Genomic DNA, 21,633 nt, shown 5'->3' with positions numbered 1-21,633 from the left:
GGCCCATGTTCCGCCAACGCCCCGACGCCGACATGATCCCCCAGGGCTGGGTGATCGCCGTGATGGTCGAGGTTCCCGGCGAGCGCACGCCCGTCCCGCACTACTTCGCCGTCGGCAAGGCCGACCGGGCCCTGGCCGAGTGGGCGGCGACGGACCTGGCCCAGCAGGCCGGAACCATCGCCTCCAGCCCCGTCGACGGCCGCGAGCCGGTCGACGCCATGCGCCAGATCCTGGCCTACCGCATGCGCGAACTCGGCCTGAAAACCGGCGAGGCCCGGGCGCTGGGCGACAAGTACCCAAGGCGGTGGCTGTTCTAGGGGCGCAGGGCGCTTTTCTCTCTCCGTAAAATCCCCGCGAAAGCGGGGACCCAGGTGTTTTATCGTCGAGCACCGCGCATTTCAGAAAAAGCCTAGGTCCCCGCTTTCGCGGGGATTTTGCGGAAGAAGAAAAGGCAGGCCCGTCCTTGCCCACCTTACGCAATCTTCTGCGAGGCGTTCGCATTGCCGCGCGCCGCCTCAGGGCCTAAAGCCTGAGCACAAGACGACTTAGGGCCGCCCCGCCATGATGCTGCAGATTCCCGACGTGCTGAGCCCCGACGAAGTCGCCCACTGCCGGGCGGTCATCGACGCCGCGCCATGGGTCGACGGCAACGCCACCTCGGGCTTCCAGGCGGCCATGGCCAAGAACAACCAGCAGCTGCCGCAGGACGGGCCGGCCGCCCGCGAGGTCGGGGCGATCATCGTCCAGGCCCTGCAGGCCAATCCGCTGTTCGTGTCGGCCGCCCTGCCCCACACCATCCTGCCGCCGCTGTTCAATCGCTATGGCGAGGGCATGGGCTTCGGCGATCACGTCGACAACTCGATCCGCCGAAACCCCGCCACGGGCGCCCAGATCCGCACCGACCTTTCGGCCACCCTGTTCCTGAGCGATCCCGACGACTACGACGGCGGCGAGCTGGTGGTCGACGACACCTATGGCAGCCATCTCGTGAAACTGCCGGCCGGTTCGCTGATCCTCTATCCGGCCTCCAGCCTGCACCACGTGACCCCGGTCACGCGCGGAACCCGCACCGCCAGCTTCTTCTGGATCCAGAGCCTGGTGCGCGACGACGCCAAGCGGGCCCTGATGCTGGACATGGACGTCTCTATCCAGCGACTGGCCGGCCAAGTCGGCCAGGCCGACCCGTCGGTGCTGTCGCTGACCGGGACCTACCACAACCTGCTGCGGATGTGGGCCGAGGTGTAGCGACCCTCCCCCCGTGGGGGAGGTGGCGCAAAGCGCCGGAGGGGGGGGCGTTTTCAGCTTCCGCCGCGCGCGGCCGTCCGCGGAACCACGCCCCCCACCGATCGCTACGCGATCGCCTCCCCCACAGGGGGAGGTTCCTCGCACTCTACCCCGCCCGCTTCAGCAGAGCCTCGGGCATCGGCGCCGGGCAGTGCTGGCGCAGGAAGTCGCCGTGGCTGGGCAGGGTGCCCACCAGTTCGCTGAGCATCGGGGCCGACTTGTCGAGCAGGCCCTTCACCACCCCGGCCGGCAGGGTGTCGACCAGCTGCTGGTAGCGCTTGGGCCGGATGCCCATGCCCTCCATCACCGACTGCCAGCTGGGGGCGCGGAACATGTCGTCGACCCCGTCGCGCAGCACGCCGCTGGCCTTGAACAGCTCGATCCGCTCGCGCAGGCTCTCGGGCGGCGTCACCTGCTGGTAGGCGCGCCAGAACGGCGTGTCGTCGCGCTTGGTCGTGAAATAGTGCAGCACGATGAAGTCGCGGATCTCCTCGTAGTCGACCTGCATGCGCCTGTTGTACTCGGCCGCCAGGGTGGCGTCGCAATCCCGGTCGGGGAAGAACCGCAGCAGGTAGTCGACGCCGCGATAGATCAGGTGCAGGGCCGTCGACTCCAGCGGCTCGATAAAGCCGCCGGCCAGGCCGATGGCCACGCAGTTCTTGTTGAACAGCTGCTTGCGCATGCCGGTCTTGAACGGCACCAGCCAGGGATCGCGCACCGCCTCGCCCTCGACCTGGCTCATCAGCGTGGCCAGGGCCTCGTCGTCGCTGCAATACTGGCTGCAATAGACATAGCCGTTGCCGGCCCGGTGCTGCAGCGGGATGCGCCAGCGCCAGCCGGCGTCCTGGGCCTGGGCCAGGGTGTAGGGGTGCGGGTCCTGGATGTTGGCGGTCTGCACCGCGATGGCCCGGTCGTTCAGCAGCACGTCCGACCAGTCGAGGAACTCCGTGCCCAGGGTCTTGCCGTTCAGCAGCGAGCGGAAGCCCGAGCAGTCGATAAAGAGGTCGCCGGACGCCTCGCGGCCGTCCTGCAGGATCACCTTCTCGATGAAGCCGTCGGGACGGGTGGCCACGTCCTTGACGATTCCCTCGGTGCGCTTGACGCCCCGGGCCTCCGCGAACTTGCGCAGGAACTTGGCCAGCAGGGCCGCGTCGATGTGCACGGCGTAGTTGGCGTTGGCCAGCATGGTGCGCGGCGCCATGGCCGGCGACATGAATTTCCAGCGGTCCGCCATCACCGAGGCCGGGGCGAAGTCCTGGAGGCTGGACGGATGCCCCTCGGCCTTGCCGCGCAGCCAGACCTGGTAGAACTCGTGCACGTCGACGAGCCCCCCGATCAGGCCGAACGGATGGTAGTAGACCTCGTCCTTCTGGCGCCAGTTCTCGAACCGGATGGCCAGCTTGAAGGCGGCTTGCGTCTCCTGCATGAACTCCTTCTCGTCGATCCCCAGACCGCGGATCAGTTGAAGGAACGGCGGGATGGTGCTTTCGCCCACGCCGATGATGCCGATCTGCTCGGACTCGATCAGCTCGATCTCGCAGGGGCTGTCCTTGAGATAGTGGCTGAGCATCGCCGCGGTGATCCAGCCGGCCGAGCCGCCGCCCACGATCACGATCTTCCGCAGATTGTTGGCCATCGGCCGTCTCCCGTAAGCTTTGTCTTTTATCGTTCTTGTCTATTCGGCCGCCGCCGGCGCCTGGCCGACATAGCGGCGCAGAAAGTCTCCGTGGGTCGGGGCCTGCGCCACCGCCCGGGCCACGCCGGCTCGCATCTGGTTGAGACTGGCGGCCAGGGCCGCGCCGTCGATCCCGTCCAGCGCCGGGTCCCAGCCGCCCGGCAGGATGTCGAAGCCCGCGAATATCGCCAGCCAGCTGGGCGGCTGGAACATCTCCCAGCGATAGCGGGCGATGTGGCCGCGCGAGCGGAACAGCTCGACCTTGCGGGCCAGGGTCTCTGGGATGTCGGCGTCGCGGGTGGCGCGCCAGAACGGCGTGTCGCCCCGCTGGGCGGCCTTGTAGTGCAGCACCACGAAGTCGCGCACCCGCTCCATCTCGCGGCGGGACCAGTCGTTGAACTCGTCGACCACGGCCGGGTCGAAGCCGCGGTCGGGGAACAGGGCCTTGAGCTTCTCGATGCCCGTCTCGATCAGCGCGATCGAGGTGCTCTCCAGCGGCTCGAGGAAGCCCGACGCCAGGCCCAGCGCCACGACGTTGCGGTTCCAGACCTGCTTGCGGCGGCCGGGCGTGAAACGGATCAGGCGCGGCTCGTGCAACAGCCGGTCGGGCACGGCGGCGACCAGCTCGGCGCGCGCGGCCTCGTCGTCGATGTGCCGGCTCGAATAGACATAGCCGTTGCCGTAGCGGTGCTGCAGCGGGATGCGCCAGCGCCAGCCGGCGCTGTGGGCGGTGACGTCGGTATAGGGCGGCGGCTCAGCGCCCTCTGGAGCCTGGCTCTGCACGGCCAGGGCCCGATCGCAGAACAGCCACCGCGACCAGTCCTCGTAGCCGGTCTGCAGGGCCTCCTCGATCAGCAGGCCGCGGAAGCCCGAGCAGTCGATGAAGAGGTCGCCTTCGATGCTCGTCCCGGTGTGCAGGTCCAGCGAGGCGACGAAGCCGTCCTCGGGCCGCAGGTTGACCTTCACGACCTTGGCGTCGATGCGCCTGACGCCGTTGGCTTCGGCCACCCGCCGCATCAGCTGGGCGAACAGGGCGGCGTCGAAGTGCAGGGCCCAGTCGAACACCGACAGGCTGGACGGCGGATTGGCGGCCGGCACGGTGAACTTGCCCGCCGCCGCCAGGCTGGCGCCCAGCGAGTATTCGCCCATCTCGCCGACGTCGGCGACGCCGCGAGCCTTCAGCCAATAGTGCTGGAACGGAACGCCGTTCAGGTCCTGGCCATACAGGCTGAACGGATGAATGAAGGCCGAGCCGGGGGCCATCCAGTCCTTGAAGCGGATACCCAACTTGCAGGTGCCCTGCGTGGCGCGCAGCACCTCCAGGTCGTCCAGGCCCAGCGACTGGTAGAAATTGCGGATGGTGGGGATGGTCGCCTCGCCCACCCCGATCGTGCCGATCTCGGAACTCTCGACCAGGGTGATGTCGATCGGCGCCTTGCCGAAGTGGCGGCGCAGGCTCGCGGCCGCCATCCAGCCGGCGGTGCCGCCGCCGACGATGACGATGCTGCGGATGCGCCCGTTGCGAACGTCTTCGCTCATGGCCGGTCCTCCCCGAACCGGAAAACTGACGCCCGAAGGCGAGCGTGGAAAGCCCGAAAAGGCTCCCCGGCAATGCCCTCCCCAAACAAAAAGAGCCGCCGTGACGACCCCGAAGGGTCGCCACGACGGGCGCAGGGAGGAAGGTTTCAGATCACCACTTGGCGCGGAGACCGATCGTGTAGCGGGGCTCGAACTCGTTCTGCGACGAGTACTGTTCCTTGCCCTTGGCGAAACGCAGGTAGTAGTCCTCGATCTCGCCGGTGACGTTCGAGCCGTTGAAGTAGACCGTCACGTCCTTGCGGACGTCGTAGCTGACGTTGACGTCCACGTAGCCGGTGGAGCCCTGGTAGATCGGGATCACCCGCTGGCCGCCGCCGCCCATGGTGCCGGACAGGCGATCGGTACGGTAGTTGTAGGCCACCCGCGCCTGCAGCTTGTCGTCCTGGTACCAGCCGACCAGGTTGAACTGGTGCTTGGAGTTGTCGAAGAACGGCAGCTTGTCGCCCTTCAGGTCCAGGCGCGACTCCTCGCTGGGCGAGTAGGTGTAGTTGGTGTCGACGCCGAAGTTCTTCAGGATCGGCACGTCCGGGATGATGTCGGTGAAGGCGATCTTCGCGCCCAGTTCCACGCCCGAGACCTCGCCGCCGTCGCCTTGCAGCGGCAGCGACACGTCGACCTCGCGGCGGACCACGCCGTCCTGGTCGGGGAAGCTGCCCTTGATGGTGCCGCCGGTGACGAAGCTGTCGATCTTCAGCTTGAAGGCCGAGATGTTCAGCATCGAGGCACGGCCAAAGTAGTACTCGATCGCGCCGTCGAAGTTCTGCGAACGCCACGGGTCGAGGTTCGGGTTGCCCGAGGCGCTGGCCCCGGTCACGCAACGAACGTTCGGCATGCTGGCGCCGCAGTCGGCGGTGAAGATCGACAGGCCGCCGCCGTAGCTGCCCAGGTCGAGCGGCTGCATCGTCTTCGAATAGGCGAAGCGCAGCTTGATGTTGTCGGTCAGGTCGTAGGTGGCGTTGAACGACGGCAGCCAGTCCGTGTACTTGCGGCGGGTGACCGTGTCGCCGGCGTCGGCGTTGGTGTCGCCGTAGTTCATCACGTCGCCGGTCAGGTTCTGCTTCACCAGCAGTTCCGTCTGGATGACGCGCAGGCCGAAGTCGCCCGACAGTTGGCCGATCTCGAAGGCGCCGGCGCCGTAGGCGCTCTGTTCCTTCAGGTCGACGTCGTAGGTCTGGCCGGGCACCTGCACCCGGACGGCGTCGCCGAACACCTTCTTCTGGAAGGCCAGCACGTCGTCGAAGTCATGCGGGTCGATGGCCCAGAAGCCGGGCATGCCCTTGGTGACGCCGCCCAGATTGTTGACCCAGATGGCGTTGTTGTAGGTCGTCAGCTTGGTCGGGCGGTTGACCGTGTAGCCCTGGAACTCCGGCACGCCGGTGATCGGATTGGGCACGAACTCGCCGGCCTGGCACTGGTTTTGGTTCATGACGACGTCGATGGCCTTCCACTGGGCCATGCAGCCGCCGGCCGGCACGGGCGCGCCATTGGCCTGCACCGCGCCCGGAACCCCGCCGTAGAAGCCCGAGAACAGGTGGAACTGCTCGACGCTCACCGAACGGTCGCTCTGGCGGACGCCGGCGTCGACCTTGGTGATGAAGCCCAGGAACTTCTCGTCGAACTTGTAGTGACCGTCGGCGCGGAACACGTTCATGTCCGACTCGACTTCGTTGTTGCCTTCTGACGAGAAGGCCCCGATCGCGTAGCTGTCCTTGTTGGCCATGTAGTCGCGCAGGGTCTTGCCCGCGCCCAGGCCGCCCGAGATCGGGGTGTCGAAGCCGCTCCACACCGGGCTCTTGCCGCTGACGTCGTAGTGCAGCTGCGGGTTCTGGCCGTAGCCCAGCGGGTTCGGGTTCAGGTAGCAGCCGCCGGCCGAGCCGGTGACGGCGTTGCTGCGCTGGCTGGCCGGATACTGGTCGCAGATGGCCTTCGGATAGAAGGTGCCGCGGGTGCGGTCCTGGGCGTTGCGGAACAGGTTGAAGCGGTCAGCCGCGTACTGCCAGTTGGACAGGTCGCCTTGGGCCTGGCCGTTCATGCTCAGGCGGTCGCCGTTGGCGCGGATGGCCCGCACTTCCGAGGTGAAGTTGCCGCCGTTGTCGTACTTCAGTTCGAGATTGTAGTTCTTGCTCTCGGACTTGGTGACGCGGTTGACGGTGAACGAGTTCACCCACCAGGCGTCGATGTCGTACTCGCTGACCGCCAGCCACGGACGGCCGTTGCCACCGATCGGGGCCGGGCCGGGCGGCGGCGCGCTGACGCCGGTCTGCTCGAAGTCGGTGGGACGGGTCCAGTTGCCGAAGGCGCCGCCGTCCCAGCGGTTGGAGATGTTGATGCCGGCGGCGCGGTTGTATTCGTCGAGCTTGGCGTAGAAGCCCTCGGCGATCAGGGTGAAGCCCTCGCCCAGGTCGGCCTCGAACGACACGTTCACGCCGGTGCGCTTGCGCTCGACGACGCGGTTGAAGCTTTCGAAGCCGTGCGGCGACAGGAAGTTGTTCGGGTTCGAGCCACCCCAGTCGTTGTTGCCCGACAGCGCGACGGCGCCCGAGAAGTTGTTGCCCAGGTTCGACTTGCTCTGCGCGGCCGACACCAGCAGGCCGACGCGGTCGTTGCGCCAGCTGGCCAGGATGTTGGCCAGGTAGTCGTCTTCCTTGGTGCGCTCGCCGCGCTGGGCTTCGGCGGCGCCGGCGAAGGTGAAGCCTTCCTGCATCTGGAACGGCCGGCGCGTGCGCAGGTCGATGGTGCCCGAGATGCCCGACAGGGCGTTGTTCGGGTCGGTCGACTTGTAGACCAGCACCTGGTTCATCAGCTGCGACGGCACGTCCAGCAGGTTGGGCTGGGCCGAGCCCATGTTGCCCGCGCTCAGATACTGCTCGCCGTTCAGCAGGGTGATGACCTGGGCCAGACCCCGGATGTTGACGGTGGCGCCTTCACCCGCGTTGCGCTGGATCTGGATGCCCGGGATGCGCTGCAGCGAGTCGGCGATGGTGACGTCGGGCAGCTTGCCGATGTCCTCGGCCGAGATGGCGTCGACGATCGAGGCCTCGCGGCGCTTGACGTCGACCGACTTCAGCTGCGAGCCGCGCACGCCGGTGACGACGATCTCCTCGACCGCGGTCTCTTCGGTCGAACCGGCGGTCTGCGCCAGGGCGGATGTGGTGATGACGGCCTGCGACGCGCCGGCCAGAAGGGCCAGGGTCAGGCCGCGAGTCCAGACGGACTTGCTACGTGGTGTGGTCAAATCGATCGCTCCCCAATGTCTTGTTCTTGCGTTCGGGCCGCGACGCCTTTTGACGCCGCGGTGGGTCCAGAGCCGGGCCTCGACCTTCACGCCAACCTGCTTCGGCGGTCGTGGCCCGGTGATTGTCCTATCGGCGACCCCCGGCGCCGGAACGGTGCTGCGATCCGGCCCTCAGACGCCGGTCACGGTGGCAACATTCCCAAATGTCCCCAGCAAGTCAACAGGAATGTCAACGTTGTCATTTTCGGAAATCAGCGGATTTCAAAGCTTCGCCACGCAGGGACGCCACACCGCCGAGCCAAACAGAACAACGTTTTTCTAATTGTTTTTGTTGGTTATTTTCAATCGACTCGTTGCGCGCAGACCTTGAAAGACAGCGCTAGCAGCCACTTTGACGCGAGCCGTCGCCAGGATTTTCGCGCAGGACGGCGCGACGCCATTTTTCGACAAAAGAGGAATCGGAAGCGGTTCCATCGCCTATGCCATGACCAATCAGACATCCGGAATGACCCGATGAATGTCCACAGAGAGGACATTTTTTGACCCGCATTTGTCCAGTCGCATGACAAGGCGGTCGAGCTGCGGTATGGCTGGTCCCCGAGAGCCGCCGCGCCGCCCCCTGCCGGGGGATGCGCGTCACGCGGCCGAGTCGGGTGCGGGTCTTACGGAATGACGACGATTCACGATGTGGCCAAGCGGGCGGGGGTCTCGGCCAAGACCGTCTCGCGCGTGATGAACGACCACGCCAGCGTCACCGCCAAGACCCGCGACAAGGTCCGCGAGGCCATGGCCGCCATCGGCTACCAGCCCAGCGCCGTGGCCCGTCACTTCCGCGCGCAAGGCGCCTCGGCCGTCGGCGTGCTGATGGGCGACCCCAGCGGCGGCTATCACACCCGCACCCACCACGCCCTGCTGCTGGCCTGCCTGGAGACCGGCCGCCACCTGACGGTGGAACTGTTCGACGGCCCGGTGGTCGGCTGGCACGAGCGCATCCGCGCCTTCATCGAGGACGGCGGCATCCGCGAGGTCATCCTGCTGCCGCCCGAATGCGACTTCGGTCCGTTGAAGGCGCTGATGCGCGAGCTCGACGTGCGCTGCGTGCTGATCTCGCCGACCACGCCCGATCCCAACTTCCCGGCCATCGCCATGGACGACCGCGCCGCCGCCCGCGAGGTGGTCGAGCACCTGTTCAGCCTGGGCCACACCCGCATCGGCCACATCGCCGGCCATCCCGACCACGCCGCCAGCACCCACCGCCGCAACGGCTTCTTCGAGGCCTACGCCGCCGCCGGCCTGCCGCGCCCGGCCCCGGAGCTGATCGTCGGGGGCGAGTTCACCTTCAAGACCGGCATGGACGCGGCCAAGCTGCTGCTCGACATCGACGAGCCGCCGACCGCCATCTTCGCCGCCAACGACGACATGGCCGCCGCCACCTGCATGGAGGCCCAGCGCCGGGGCCTGCGCATTCCCGACGACCTGTCGGTGGTCGGCTTCGACGATGCGCCGATCGCCGGCGTCATCTGGCCGACCCTGACCACCATCCGCCAGCCGTTCGAGCCGATGGCCCTGCGCGCCCTGCAGACCTTCGCGGCCTGGAACAGCAGCGACTCGGGCGTGCGCCCCAGCCCGTTCCTGGCCCAGCACACCCTGGTGGTGCGCGAATCCACCGGCCCCGCCCGCAAGCGGCCGCCGGGCAAGTCCAGCTGACGGAGCCCTCCGTCCGCGAACCATCCGCCGGCCCCGCCGGCCAAGATCATACGAGTGGGAGGTAGAATGAACTCGCGTCTCTGGCGGGCCAGCGCCCTGGCCCTGACCATCGCCACGATGGGCGTTTTCGGCGGCGTCCCCGCCCTCGCCCAGGGCCATGCCGGCCACGGCGCGCCCGCCGCCGCCCCGGCCGGGCAGCCGTGGCTGGACCCCAAGCTCGACGCCGACACCCGCGCCGACCTGGCCGTCAAGGCCATGACCCAGGACGAGAAGCTGACCCTGGTCTACGGCTACTTCGGCGCCGACATGAAGCCCAAGTACACGCGCATCGAAGGCTCGCTGCCCGGCTCGGCCGGCTACGTGCCGGGCCTGCCGCGCCTGGGCATCCCGGCCCAGTTCGAGACCGACGCCGGCATCGGCGTGGCCACCCAAGGCAGCGCGGCGGAGTTCCGCGAGCGCACCGCCCTGCCCTCGGGCATGGCCACCACGGCCACCTGGAACCCGTCCCTGGCGGAAAAGGGCGGCGCGATGATCGGCAAGGAGGCCCGCGACTCCGGCTTCAACGTCATGCTGGCCGGCGGCGTGAACCTGGTCCGCGAACCGCGCAACGGCCGCAACTTCGAATACGGGGGCGAGGATCCGCTGCTGGCCGGCGTCATGGTCGGGGCCCAGATCAAGGGCATCCAGTCCAACCACATCGTCTCGACCATCAAGCACTACGCCCTGAACGCCCAGGAGACCGGGCGCTTCGTGGTCGACAGCAGGATCGGCGACACCGACGCCCGCACCTCCGACCTGCTGGCCTTCCAGATCGCCATGGAGGCGTCCGACCCGCATTCGGTGATGTGCGCCTACAACCGCATCAACGGCCACTACGCCTGCGAGAACGACTGGCTGCTAAACAAGGTCCTCAAGCAGGACTGGGGCTACAAGGGCTACGTGATGTCCGACTGGGGCGCCGTGCATTCGGGCGCCAAATCGGTCAACGCCGGCCTCGATCAGGAGTCGGCCGGCGACGCCTTCGACAAGCAGCCCTTCCTGGCCAGCGTGCTGAAGGCCGACCTCGCCAGCGGCGCGGTCAGCCAGGCGCGCCTGGACGACATGGCCCGCCGCATCGTCCGCTCGCTGTTCGCCAGCGGCGCGGTCGACCACCCGGTGAAGATCGCCCCCATCGATCTCGTCGCCAACGGCAAGGTCAGCCAGGCCGACGCCGAGGAGGGCATGGTCCTGCTGAAGAACGACAAGGGCGTGCTGCCCCTGGCGCTGAAGGCCCAGAAGATCGCCGTGATCGGCGCCTATGCCGATGTCGGCGTGCTGTCGGGCGGCGGCTCGTCGCAGGTCTATCCGGCCGGCGGTCGCGCCGTGCAAGGGCTGGAGCCCAAGACCTGGCCGGGCCCGGTGATCTACTATCCGTCCTCGCCCCTGAAGGCTCTGCAGGCCCGCGCGCCCCAGGCCAGGTTCACCTATAACGACGGCAAGGATCCGGCCGCCGTCTCCAGGCTGGCCGCCGAGAGCGATCTGGTCATCGTCTTCGCCGACCAGTGGACCACCGAGTCGGAAGACGTTCCGTCCCTGGCCCTGCCCAAGAACCAGGACGCCACGATCGCGGCCGCCGCCAAGGCCGGCAAGCCCACCGTCGTCGTGCTCGAGACCGGCGGCCCGGTGACCATGCCGTGGCTGAAGGACGTCGGCGCGGTGCTGCAGGCGTGGTATCCCGGCACCAGCGGCGGCGAAGCCATCGCCCGCGTGCTGACCGGCGAGGTGGACGCGACCGGCCGCCTGCCCGTGACCTTCCCCGCCAGCGAGGCGCAGCTGCCGCGCCCGAAGCTCGACGGCGATCCGAAGACGCCCGACGCACTGTTCGCCGTCGACTATTCGATCGAGGGCGCGGCCGTGGGCTACAAGTGGTTCGACAAGAAGGGCCTGTCGCCGCTGTTCCCGTTCGGCCACGGCCTGTCCTACACCAGCTTCGCCTATTCGGACCTGAAGACCACGACGACCGGCGGCCGGCTGACGGTGGCCTTCAAGGTCACCAACACCGGCAAGCGCGCCGGCAAGGACGTGCCGCAGGTCTATGTCTCGCCCAAGGCCGGCGGCTGGGAAGCCCCGCGCCGCCTGGCCGGCTTCGAGAAGGTCGAGCTCGCCCCCGGCGCCAGCAAGACCGTGACCCTGGCCGTCGACCCGCGCCTGCTGGCCACCTGGGACGAGAAGGCCCACGGCTGGACGGTGGCGGCCGGCGACTACGAGGTGCAGCTGGGGGCGTCGTCCGCGGCGATCTCGGCGCGGGCCACGGCGGCGGTGCAGGCGCAGAGCGTGCCGGTGGGGGTGCTGAAGTAAAACCCTCTCCCTGAAGGGGGAAGTGGCCCGAAGGGCCGGAGGGGGAAGCGGCTTCTGCGACGCCGCTGTCACTTCCCCCTCAGTCGCTTCGCTACAGCTCCCCCTCCAGGGGGAGCATCTTGGAGAACGGGCCGGAGCAGGGCGGACGCGAAAGCGTCCGCCCTCTTTCCGTTCAAGCCATGCGCGATGCATGCGGCTAAGGCTTGGTCAGCCACCCAACGCTTTCCACCCTCGCCCCACACGCTCTAGTCTGCTCCCATGCGCGTTCCGCTTCTCGCCCTGGCCGTCACGCTCGCCACCGGCGCCTCTGCGCGGGCCGGCGAGACCGCCTGCTGGTTCGAGAACGGCGCGGTCGTCGCGCCCGCCGCGGTCGGCGACATGACCGGCGACTTCGTCATCGACCTGTCGGCGCCGCATACCCTGCTGCACAACACCAAGGCCCAGGCCGGCGGTTTCGAGGGAAGCGAGCTCTCCCTGCCCGTCCGCGTCGCCGGCCAGGCCCTGCCCGCCCAGCCCGTGACGGTGGTCGACCTCGATTATCGCGGCGTCGGCTTCGTCGCCCCCATCGCCGGGGTCATCGGCGCCGACATCCTGGCCCGCTACACGGTGGTGATCGACTTTTCCCCCTGCCGTCTGCGGCTGGACCCCGCCGACGGCCTCTCGCGCCCCTCAGGGCCCTCCTTGCCGGTCGAGATGGTCGGCGGGGTGCCGACGGTGCTCGCCAGCGCCTCCGACGGCTTCTCGAGCGTCCAGGGCCCCTTCGCCCTCGACACCGCCTCGGCCGCCGCCCTGCGCGCCCGCGGGCCGGCCGACGGCCCGCGTCAGGCGCCGGCGGGCACGGTGGCGGGCCTGGCCTTCGACGGCCGGCTCTATCCCCGCGCCCGCGCGGTGAAGGCCGGCGACCTTCCGCCCGGCGTCGTCGGCGCCCTCGGCGTCGAGGTGCTGGCCCGGGGTCGCCTGCGGCTGGATCCCGCCGCTCACGCCCTTTGGCTCACGCCCTAGCTCGCTTCTTCCCTGTACGGAGTTTCCCATGGCCTCACGCGCTCACGCCGTCACCGCCGATCCGCGCCACACGATCCTGCTCGACGTCAACGGCCACAAGCTGGTCGGCGACGAGCCCCCGGCCCTGGGCGGCCAGGACGCCGGTCCGCCGCCCTTCGGCTTCGTCCTGGCGGGCCTGGCGGCCTGCACGGCCACCACCCTGCGCATGTACGCCGACCGCAAGGGCTGGGGCGAGGTGACCATCGAGACGACGCTGACGCTGGACACCTACGGCGACAAGCCCCGCATCGACCGCAAGGTCTCGGCCACGGGCGCGCTCGACGAGGCCGCCATCGCCCGCCTGCGCGACGTGGTCGAACGCACGCCGGTGACCCTGGCCCTGAAGGGCGGGTTCACGATCGACACGGTGCTGGACCGGGGGTGATCGGCAAGATGCTCGCCCTGAAGGGGGAGCTGCCGCGAAGCGACTGAGGGAGAAGTGGCTGCTGCCTTTAGAGGTGAACCGACCCCATCAGGGACTTCCCCCTCCGGCCCTCCTCCCCCTTCAGGGGGAGGATCTTGGAAAACAAAAGGGCCCGGCGTCGCCGCCGGGCCCTTCTTCATTTCCAGTCCGAACAGGCCGCTCAGTGCGACTCGTTCTTCCAGACCTTGCGGTAGCTCGCATAGAGCAGGCCGGCGAAGAGGATCAGGTAGATCATCACCGCGAAGCCCGTCTGCTTGCGCTCTTCCAGCTTGGGCTCGGCGGCCCACATCAGGAAGGCCGAGACGTCGCGGGCCTGCTGGTCGACCGTGGCCTTGGTGCCGTCGTCGAAGGTGACGCCGCCCTCGGTCAGCGGCGGGGCCATGGCGATGAAGCCGCCCGGCGGAACATGAGCGTGGTCACCGCTCCAGTAGGCCGCCAGATCGCCCGGCATGTACGGGTTGTAGTGCTGGCCCGGACCGACCTTCAGGCCCGCCGGCGGGTTCTTGTAGCCCGTGACGATGGCGTGGATGTAGTCGGGACCGCCGGTGCGGGCCTTGGCCAGCAGCGACATGTCCGGCGGGAACGCGCCGCCGTTGCTGGCGCGGGCCGCCGCCTCGTTCGGGAACGGCGAGGGGAAGCGGTCGGCGCTGGTGGCCGGACGCTTGATGGCGTCGCCGGTCTCGGAGTCGATGTCGGCGACCTCGAACTCCTTGGCGATCGCCTTGACCCACGGGTTGTCGTTCGAGTTCGGGTACTTCTCGTTATAGAACGGACCACCCTTGTCGCCGAGGTTCCGGAAGCTGACGAGCTTCATGGAGTGGCACGACGAGCAGACCTCGCGATAGACCTTGTAGCCGCGTTGCAGCTGGGCCTGGTCGAACTTGCCGAACGGGCCGTTGAACGACCAGTGGATCTTTTCCGGTTCCAGCGGGTGACCGGCGGCCAGGGCCGGGGCGGCGGCGAACGACGCCATCAGACCCGCGACCGCTGCGATGACGGAGAGTTTGCGCAGCATCGGGATCAGCCCTTCATTTCAGGCGCGGCGGTCGCTTGCTCCGGCGCGGCGGCCGGGTGCGACAGGACGGGCGAGGCGATGGAGTCCGGAACCGGCAGGGTCTTCTCGACCAGGCCCAGCACCGGCAGGATCACCAGGAAGAACGCGAAGTAGTAGAGCGAGGCGAAGCGGCTCAGCCACACGAAGCTGTTCAGGTCGGCGTCGCCCAGGGTGAAGGTCTTGAAGTGACCCAGCACCGGATCGTCCGGCAGCTTGGCGCCGCAGAGACCCAGGATGCAGCACGCCACCACGAAGATGATGAAATACAGCTTCGCGGTCGGGCGGTAGCGCATCGAGCGCACCTTCGAGGTGTCCAGCCACGGCAGGGCGAACAGGCAGGCGATGGCGCCGAACATGGCCAAGACGCCCAGCAGCTTGTCCGGCACGGCGCGCAGGATCGCGTAGAACGGCAGGAAATACCATTCGGGCACGATGTGCGCCGGCGTCACCAGCGGGTTGGCCTCGACGTAGTTGTCGGCATGGCCCAGGGCGTTGGGCAGATAGAAGACGAAGGTCGCGAAGAGGATCAGGAAGACGCTCATCGCGAAACCGTCCTTCACCGTCGCGTACGGGGTGAAGGGCAGGGTGTCGGCCTTCGACTTGGGCTCGACGCCGGTCGGGTTGTTCTGGCCGACCACGTGCAGGGCCCAGATGTGCAGGATCACGACGCCCGCGATCATGAACGGCAGCAGGTAGTGCAGCGAGAAGAAGCGGTTCAGCGTGGCGTTGTCGACGGCGAAGCCGCCCCACAGCCAGGTGGTGATCGACGGACCGACCAGCGGCAGGGCGCCGAACAGGTTGGTGATCACGACGGCGCCGTGGAAGCTCATCTGGCCCCAGGGCAGCACGTAGCCCATGAAGGCCGTGGCCATCATCAGGAGGTAGATCACGCAGCCCAGGATCCACAGCACCTCGCGGGGCGCCTTGTACGAGCCGTAGTAGAGGCCGCGCAGCATGTGGACATAGACGGCGATGAAGAACATCGACGCGCCGTTGGCGTGCATGTAGCGGATCAGCCAGCCGTAGTTCACGTCGCGCATGATGTGCTCGACGCTGGCGAAGGCGTGGTCGGCGCTGGGGGTGTAGTGCATCACCAGGATGATCCCGGTGATCAGCTGGCTGGCCAGGCACAGCGACAGGATGCCGCCGAAGGTCCACCAGTAGTTCAGGTTACGCGGGGTGGGGTAGTCGACGAAGCTGTCGTAGCCCAGGCGCACGATCGGGAGACGGGCGTCGAGCCAGCGCTCGAAACCGGTCTTCGGCTGGTAGGTCGAATGTCCGCTCATCTGGCTTACCCGATCTTGACCTTGGTGTCGGACAGGAACTCGTACTCCGGAACCGCGAGGTTCAGCGGAGCCGGCCCCTTACGGATGCGGCCCGACGTGTCGTAGTGCGAGCCGTGGCACGGGCAGAACCAGCCGCCGTAGTCGCCGCCGCCGAAGGTGGGCACGCAGCCCAGGTGCGTGCACGAGCCGATCAGCACCAGCCATTGGGCCTTGCCCGGCTTCACGCGCTCGGCGTCCTTCTGGGGATCCTTCATCGATGCGCCGTCGTCGGCGACCGCCTTCTGGATTTCAGCCGGGGTGCGGTTGCGCACGAAGAGCGGCTTACCCCGCCACTTCAGCGTCACCTGCTGTCCGTCGGCGACCTTGGTCAGGTCGAACTCGGTCGAAGCCAAGGCCAGCGTATCGGCCGAAGGGTTCATCTGGTCGATGAACGGCCAGGCAAGCGCCGCTGCGCCGCCAGCCGCCGCGGTGATCGCGGCAATGTAAATGAAATCGCGTCGGCTGGGATCGGACCCAGGCCCTTTCGTTGCGCCCTCGGCGGTGTCGGCCACCTTGTTCCACCCTTTGAAATCCGTCCGACCGCGAACGGCCAGACCAGGAAATGCGCCATTCGGCGCGATATCTTTACCTCGACCCGCGAGCGGATCTTCGCCACAAGGGGCACGCTCCCTATCGGATGGGCGAACAGAGTTCGCAAGCCCTATTCGATGTGCAGCAATGCCCCTACTAGCCCCATGGTTGGTTTCGTTAGAATGCGTCTCGCGCTTTTTCAACCCGGCATTCCCCAGAACGTGGGCGCGGCGATTCGGCTTTCGGCCTGCCTGGACGTGGGGCTGGACGTCATCGAGCCCTGTAGTTTTCCCTTGGACGACAAGAGCTTGAAGCGCGCGGCCCTCGACTACGGCCCGCTCGCGCACCTCACGCGCCATGATTCGTGGGAGACCTTTCTGAAGGCGCCGCAGCGCGCCCATGGGCGCCTGGTGCTTTTCACCACCCGCGGCGAGCAAGGCTTCCACGACTTCGCCTTCCAGGCTGGCGACACCCTGCTGTTCGGCAACGAGAGTCGCGGCGCGCCCGAAGAGGTCCACGCCGCGGTCGACGCCCGGGTGGTGATCCCGCTGCGGTCGCAGGCCCGCTCGCTGAACGTCTCGGTGACCGCTGGAATGGCCCTGGCCGAGGCCCTGCGCCAGACGGGCGGCTTCCCGTCGCTGACCACCCTGCAGACGTAAAAAAGGCGGCCCCGTTTCCGGGACCGCCCAAGTTGAACCATCGGCGCTGGGCCGCGAGCGGCGGGCAAGGTGTGGAGTCTTCGCCCGCGCTCGGCGTCCCTGGCGGCCAAGCCGTGAGGCTTAGGCCAGCACCATGATCACGACCCGGCGGTTCTGCGCCCGGCCTTCGGTGGTCTCGTTCGGGGCCACGGGGTCTTCCGCGCCGTACGAGATGGTCGCCATGCGGTTCAGGGCGACGCCCTGGCGGGACAGGAACTTGCGCACAGCGTCGGCGCGGCGCTGGCCGAGCTTTTCGTTGTAGCCGGCCTCGCCGGTGGCGTCGGTGTAGCCCTGGATTTCCAGGTACACGTTCTTGTTCTCTTCCTTCAGCTTGGCCGCGAAGTCCGCCAGGCGCTGTTCGGCCTCGGGGGACAGGGCGTCCTGGTCGGTCGGGAACTTCACGGAGTCGTCCGACAGGACCATCGAGTACATGAACTTGCCTTCGGCGAGCTTGCCGGCGGCAGTGGCGCGATCGAGGGCTTCGCGGGACGTCTTGTCGAGCTCGGAGATCTGGGTGTCGTGACCGTCCACCCGCGTGTTCACCGCTCCGACCTGAGTGTTGACGTACTTCTTCGTCGCGCAGCCGCTGACCGCCAGGCCCCCAGCCACCAGCGCGACGACCGTCGCCATCTTCAAGCTGCCTTTGACTTGGCCGATCATTGTTCGCATCTTCTCCTATTGATCCAAAGAAAGCTTGACCTTGGACCTACGCATTCATCCGGGTCGTTCAGCTTTCGCATTACGAAACCGTCAGGTGACAGAGGCGAAAAATAGGCGTGTTCTTGTCGCGATTGGCGCCGCTTGCAGCCTATGCTCTTGGTCACTCTATTGACCGCGCGCGATCGCTCGAACCGCGATTTGGTTCCATAAATTATTTTCAGTTCGAAGAGGATTTTTGGGGCTGAGCGAGAGGCTCTTGGAGCCCTCGGCTGGGGCTCTGGGCGCTTCCCGATGGAATCGGGCGAACGGCGCCAGCGGCCGCGACACGTGTCCGGCTCACCCTCTAGATGTAGGGAGCTTTCGCGCCACCGCAAACGAAAAACGCGCCCCGGAGGACCGGAGCGCGCTTCTCGTCGAATTCAGGCCGGAGCCTACTGCAAGGTCGCACGGCCGAAGGACAGGCCGGCGTCGTCGGCCCCGACGGCGATGACGCCGCCATCCTCCAGTTCGCCCGCCAGCAGCCTGCGGGCGATCGGGTCGACCAGTTCCTTCTGGATCACGCGCTTGAGGGGGCGCGCGCCATAGACCGGGTCGTAGCCCTTGTCGGCCAGCCACTGCAGGGCCTCCGGCGCGAGCGCCAGTGTCATGCGGCGATCGGCCAGCAGCTTCTCCACCCGCCCAAGCTGAATGCGGACGATGTCGCTCATGTTCGAGCGGTCGAGCCGCTTGAACAGGATGATCTCGTCGATCCGGTTCAGGAACTCCGGACGGAAGTGGCCCCGCACCGTGGCCATGACCAGCGGGCGCACCTCTTCCACGTCGGCCCCGTCCTCCTGATTGGCCAGGAACTCGGCGCCGAGGTTGGAGGTCATGATGATGAGGGTGTTGCGGAAGTCGACCGTCCGCCCCTGCCCGTCCGTGAGACGGCCGTCATCCAGCACCTGAAGCAGCACGTTGAAGACGTCCGGGTGGGCCTTCTCGATCTCGTCGAACAGCACCACCTGGTACGGACGGCGGCGGACAGCCTCCGTCAGAGCCCCGCCCTCGTCGTAGCCGACATAGCCGGGAGGCGCGCCGATCAGGCGGCTGACCGAGTGCTTCTCCATGTATTCCGACATGTCCATGCGGGTGATCGCATGCTCGTCGGCGAACATGAACTCGGCCAGGGCCTTGGTCAGCTCGGTCTTGCCCACGCCCGTCGGGCCCAGGAACAGGAACGAGCCGATCGGCCGCGTGGGATCGTGCAGGCCGGCGCGGGCGCGGCGGACGGCGTCGGACACGGCCTCCAGGGCCTCGTCCTGGCCGACCACGCGCGAACGCAGGGCGACCTCCATCTGCAGCAGCTTCTCGCGCTCGCCTTCCAGCATCTTCTCGACCGGCACGCCGGTCCAGCGGCTGACGACGGCGGCGATCTGCTCGGCGTCGACCACCTCGGGGGTCAGCGCCTTGTCGCCGTTCTCGCCGGCCTCGGCGTCGGCCAGGCGCTTTTCGAGCGCCGGGATCTCGCCGTACTGGATCTGGCCGGCGCGGGCGAAGTCGCCGGCGCGCTGGGCGTTGGCGAGGTCGGCCCGCAGGCGGTCGAGGGCCTCGCGCGCCTGCGCCGCGCCGCCGACCTTGTCCTTCTCGGCCTTCCAGCGGGCGGTCATCTCGTCGGAGCGGAACTGCAGGTCGTCGATCTCGACCTCCAGGTTCTCCAGGCGCTGCCTGGAGGCGGCGTCGGTTTCCTTCGACAGGGCCTCGCGCTCGATCTTCAGCTGCACCAGGCGGCGGTCGATCTCGTCGAGCTCCTCGGGCTTGGAGTCGATCGCCATGCGCACGCGGCTGGCCGCCTCGTCCACCAGGTCGATGGCCTTGTCGGGCAGGAAGCGGTCGGCGATGTAGCGGTTGGACAGCGTCGCGGCGGCCACGATGGCGCTGTCGCTGATCCGCACGCCGTGGTGGACCTCGTACTTCTCCTTCAGGCCGCGCAGGATCGAGACGGTGTCCTCCACCGTCGGCTCCTGCACGAACACCGGCTGGAAGCGACGCGCCAGGGCGGCGTCCTTCTCGACGTGCTTGCGGTACTCGTCCAGCGTCGTGGCGCCCACGCAGTGCAGTTCGCCGCGCGCCAGGGCGGGCTTGAGCAGGTTGGAGGCGTCCATCGCCCCGTCGCTCTTGCCCGCGCCGACCAGCGTGTGCATCTCGTCAATGAACAGGATGATCGAGCCCTCGGCGGCGGTCACCTCGGCCAGCACGGCCTTCAGGCGCTCCTCGAACTCGCCGCGATACTTCGCGCCGGCGATCAGGCTGCCCATGTCGAGCGACAGCAGCTTCTTGTCCTTCAGGCTCTCGGGCACGTCGCCGTTGACGATGCGCTGGGCCAGACCCTCGACGATGGCGGTCTTGCCCACGCCCGGCTCGCCGATCAGCACCGGGTTGTTCTTGGTGCGGCGCGACAGGACCTGGATGGTGCGCCGGATCTCCTCGTCGCGGCCGATCACCGGGTCGATCTTGCCGTCCCTTGCAGCAGCCGTCAGGTCGCGGGCGTAGCGCTTGAGCGCGTCATAGCCCTCCTCGGCGGTTGCGCTGTCGGCTGTGCGGCCCTTGCGCAGGGCGGCGGCGGCGGTCTCCAGGCTCTGGGCCGAGACGCCGGCGTCCTTCAGCGCCTTGGCGCTTTCCGCGCCGTCCTTGGCGATGGCCACGAGCAGGCGCTCGGTGGTGACGAAGGCGTCGCCGGCCTTCTTGGCGCCGTCCTCGGCGGCCGCGAACACCCGCGCGGTGTCGGGCTTCATGTAGAGCTGGCCGCCGGCGCCGTCGACGCGCGGGTTCTTGGCCAGGATCGCGTCCACGGCGGCGTCGGCCGCGTCGGGGCGGCCGCCGGCGTTGGCGATGATGGTGCGCGAGAGCCCGTCCTTTTCTTCCAGCAGCACCTTCAGAAGGTGCTCGGGCCCCAGTTGCTGGTGACCACGGGCAAGGGCGAGGCTCTGCGCGGACTGCACGGCCTGCTTGGCGCGGTCGGAATAGATGTCGATCTTCAAGTCAGCGTCCCCTTCACTAGGCGGATCTGGCCAGGCCGCCTCTGATGAGCACGACCCGGTCCGTCAGGGGATGTAGTGTGGCCCTAGAGCCACACAAGGCTCACCAGCCCTGGCTCGCCAGATAGTTTTCCAGCGCCTGGATGCGGGTTGCGTCCGACGGGTGGGTCGAGGCGAACTCGGGCCGGCCCGAGCCGCCCTGGGCCTGCATCCTGCGCCACAGGGCCACGGCCTCGCGCGGGCGATAGCCGGCGCGCTGCATGATGTCGACGCCGATGCGGTCGGCCTCCAGTTCGTGCTTGCGCGAGAACGGCAGCAGGAAGCCCATCTGCGCCCCGGCCCCGCCCAGCGAGGCCACGGCCCGGCCGCCGTCGCTGCTTCCGCCTCCGGCCGCCGCCTGCGCGATGGCCAGGACGAGCTGGGTGCTCATCTGCTGCGAATAGCGCTCGGCGGCGTGGCGGCCCAGCACGTGGGCGGCCTCGTGGCCCAGCACCGCGGCCAGCTGGTCGTCGTTGTCGACAAGGCGCACCAGCCCCGAATTGACGCCGATATGGCCGCCCGGCAGCACGAAGGCGTTGGGGGTGTCGTTGTCGAACACCACGTAGTCCCACGGCCGGTTGGCCAGGCCCGCGGCCTCGATGATCCGCTGGCCCACGGTGGTGACCCGGGCGTTCATCCGCGCGTCCTTCGAGACCTTGCTGGTCCGCAGCGTCTGCTCCCAGGCCGCCTCGCCCGACCGCGCCAGGCTGGCCTCGTCGACCATGGCGAACTGGTCGCGGCCAAGCTCGGCGTTGTAGGCGCAGCCCGAAAGCATCAGGCCGGCGATCAGGACCAGCGACGGACGAAGGCGCATGGACGGCTCGCGTTATTGTTGTCGACGGCCCGACTTAAGGCGCGTGGACGGGGACTGGCAACAAGATCCTCCCCCCTCTGGGGGAGGTGGCCCGGAGGGCCGGAGGGGGGCCGTTTTCAGCTTTCTGAGCGCTGGAAGGTCGCCCCCTTCCCTCTCCGTCCGCTTCGCGGACACCTCTCCCACGGGGAGAGGACCT

The 21,633-nt window shown here is 68.1% G+C and carries 16 protein-coding genes; 7 read left to right on the top strand and 9 right to left on the bottom strand.

Annotation, left to right across the window (positions count from 1 at the left end; all coding sequences use genetic code 11):
• The first annotated feature begins 5 nt into the window (after positions 1-5).
• Both V6S85_RS14345 and V6S85_RS14340 read left to right on the top strand, forming a co-directional pair.
• Entirely contained in the window at positions 6-317 is a 312-nt protein-coding gene (locus V6S85_RS14345; protein ID WP_101715081.1) for a hypothetical protein, read from the top strand.
• 244 nt (positions 318-561) lie between these two features.
• Positions 562-1,245 carry a Fe2+-dependent dioxygenase gene (locus V6S85_RS14340; RefSeq protein WP_101718209.1) on the top strand — a complete coding sequence of 228 codons (684 nt, stop codon included), beginning with the start codon at positions 562-564 and terminating at the stop codon, positions 1,243-1,245.
• Between the two features lie 145 nt (positions 1,246-1,390).
• Here V6S85_RS14340 and V6S85_RS14335 read toward each other — a convergent pair whose 3' ends face one another.
• From V6S85_RS14335 to V6S85_RS14325, 3 genes are all read right to left on the bottom strand, one after another.
• Positions 1,391-2,920 carry a tryptophan halogenase family protein gene (locus V6S85_RS14335; RefSeq protein WP_334349323.1) on the bottom strand — a complete coding sequence of 510 codons (1,530 nt, stop codon included), beginning with the start codon at positions 2,918-2,920 and terminating at the stop codon, positions 1,391-1,393.
• A 39-nt stretch (positions 2,921-2,959) separates the two neighbouring features.
• Positions 2,960-4,498 (bottom strand): tryptophan halogenase family protein, encoded by a 1,539-nt coding sequence (locus V6S85_RS14330; RefSeq protein WP_334349322.1) that lies wholly within the window; start codon positions 4,496-4,498, stop codon positions 2,960-2,962.
• A gap of 151 nt (positions 4,499-4,649) precedes the next feature.
• A complete protein-coding gene (locus tag V6S85_RS14325) occupies positions 4,650-7,793 on the bottom strand; it encodes a TonB-dependent receptor (protein WP_334349321.1) in 3,144 nt (1,047 codons plus the stop codon).
• 669 nt (positions 7,794-8,462) lie between these two features.
• Here V6S85_RS14325 and V6S85_RS14320 point away from each other — a divergent pair.
• The 4 genes from V6S85_RS14320 (at position 8,463) to V6S85_RS14305 (ending at position 13,263) form a co-directional block, all read left to right on the top strand.
• Complete coding sequence (locus V6S85_RS14320) at positions 8,463-9,500, top strand: LacI family DNA-binding transcriptional regulator (protein WP_116569857.1); 1,038 nt, start codon at positions 8,463-8,465, stop codon at positions 9,498-9,500.
• Between the two features lie 66 nt (positions 9,501-9,566).
• Positions 9,567-11,837: a beta-glucosidase family protein gene (locus V6S85_RS14315; RefSeq protein WP_334349319.1), complete on the top strand. Its 2,271-nt coding sequence runs from the start codon at positions 9,567-9,569 to the stop codon at positions 11,835-11,837.
• A gap of 258 nt (positions 11,838-12,095) precedes the next feature.
• Complete coding sequence (locus V6S85_RS14310) at positions 12,096-12,839, top strand: hypothetical protein (RefSeq protein ID WP_334349317.1); 744 nt, start codon at positions 12,096-12,098, stop codon at positions 12,837-12,839.
• 28 nt (positions 12,840-12,867) lie between these two features.
• Complete coding sequence (locus tag V6S85_RS14305; protein ID WP_334349316.1) at positions 12,868-13,263, top strand: OsmC family protein; 396 nt, start codon at positions 12,868-12,870, stop codon at positions 13,261-13,263.
• Positions 13,264-13,462: 199 nt separating this feature from the next.
• Here V6S85_RS14305 and V6S85_RS14300 read toward each other — a convergent pair whose 3' ends face one another.
• Genes V6S85_RS14300 through petA form a run of 3 tightly spaced genes read right to left on the bottom strand, consistent with a single transcriptional unit; the run spans position 13,463 to position 16,193 of the window.
• Complete coding sequence (locus V6S85_RS14300) at positions 13,463-14,317, bottom strand: cytochrome c1 (RefSeq protein WP_116487869.1); 855 nt, start codon at positions 14,315-14,317, stop codon at positions 13,463-13,465.
• 5 nt (positions 14,318-14,322) lie between these two features.
• Entirely contained in the window at positions 14,323-15,642 is a 1,320-nt protein-coding gene (locus V6S85_RS14295) for a cytochrome b (protein ID WP_116487868.1), read from the bottom strand.
• A gap of 5 nt (positions 15,643-15,647) precedes the next feature.
• Positions 15,648-16,193 (bottom strand): ubiquinol-cytochrome c reductase iron-sulfur subunit, encoded by a 546-nt coding sequence (gene petA / locus V6S85_RS14290; protein ID WP_116569853.1) that lies wholly within the window; start codon positions 16,191-16,193, stop codon positions 15,648-15,650.
• Between the two features lie 201 nt (positions 16,194-16,394).
• On the opposite strand from petA, the gene V6S85_RS14285 reads away from it, so the two are divergent.
• Positions 16,395-16,871 carry a tRNA (cytidine(34)-2'-O)-methyltransferase gene (locus V6S85_RS14285; protein WP_334349314.1) on the top strand — a complete coding sequence of 159 codons (477 nt, stop codon included), beginning with the start codon at positions 16,395-16,397 and terminating at the stop codon, positions 16,869-16,871.
• Positions 16,872-16,991: 120 nt separating this feature from the next.
• Here the strand turns inward: V6S85_RS14285 and V6S85_RS14280 are convergent, their stop codons facing one another.
• The 3 genes from V6S85_RS14280 to V6S85_RS14270 form a co-directional block, all read right to left on the bottom strand.
• Positions 16,992-17,570: an OmpA family protein gene (locus V6S85_RS14280; protein WP_116487865.1), complete on the bottom strand. Its 579-nt coding sequence runs from the start codon at positions 17,568-17,570 to the stop codon at positions 16,992-16,994.
• A gap of 431 nt (positions 17,571-18,001) precedes the next feature.
• Complete coding sequence (gene clpB, locus V6S85_RS14275; protein WP_116569851.1) at positions 18,002-20,587, bottom strand: ATP-dependent chaperone ClpB; 2,586 nt, start codon at positions 20,585-20,587, stop codon at positions 18,002-18,004.
• 100 nt (positions 20,588-20,687) lie between these two features.
• Complete coding sequence (locus tag V6S85_RS14270) at positions 20,688-21,437, bottom strand: M48 family metallopeptidase (protein ID WP_334349313.1); 750 nt, start codon at positions 21,435-21,437, stop codon at positions 20,688-20,690.
• Between the last annotated feature and the right edge of the window lie 196 nt (positions 21,438-21,633).

It is taken from the genome of Caulobacter sp. CCNWLW153 (genome assembly GCF_036889365.1).
In the GTDB taxonomy this organism is placed as follows: Bacteria; Pseudomonadota; Alphaproteobacteria; order Caulobacterales; family Caulobacteraceae; genus Caulobacter; species Caulobacter radicis.
Note: the sequence above shows the minus strand (reverse complement) of the source record. Positions and strands in the feature narration are given on the sequence as shown.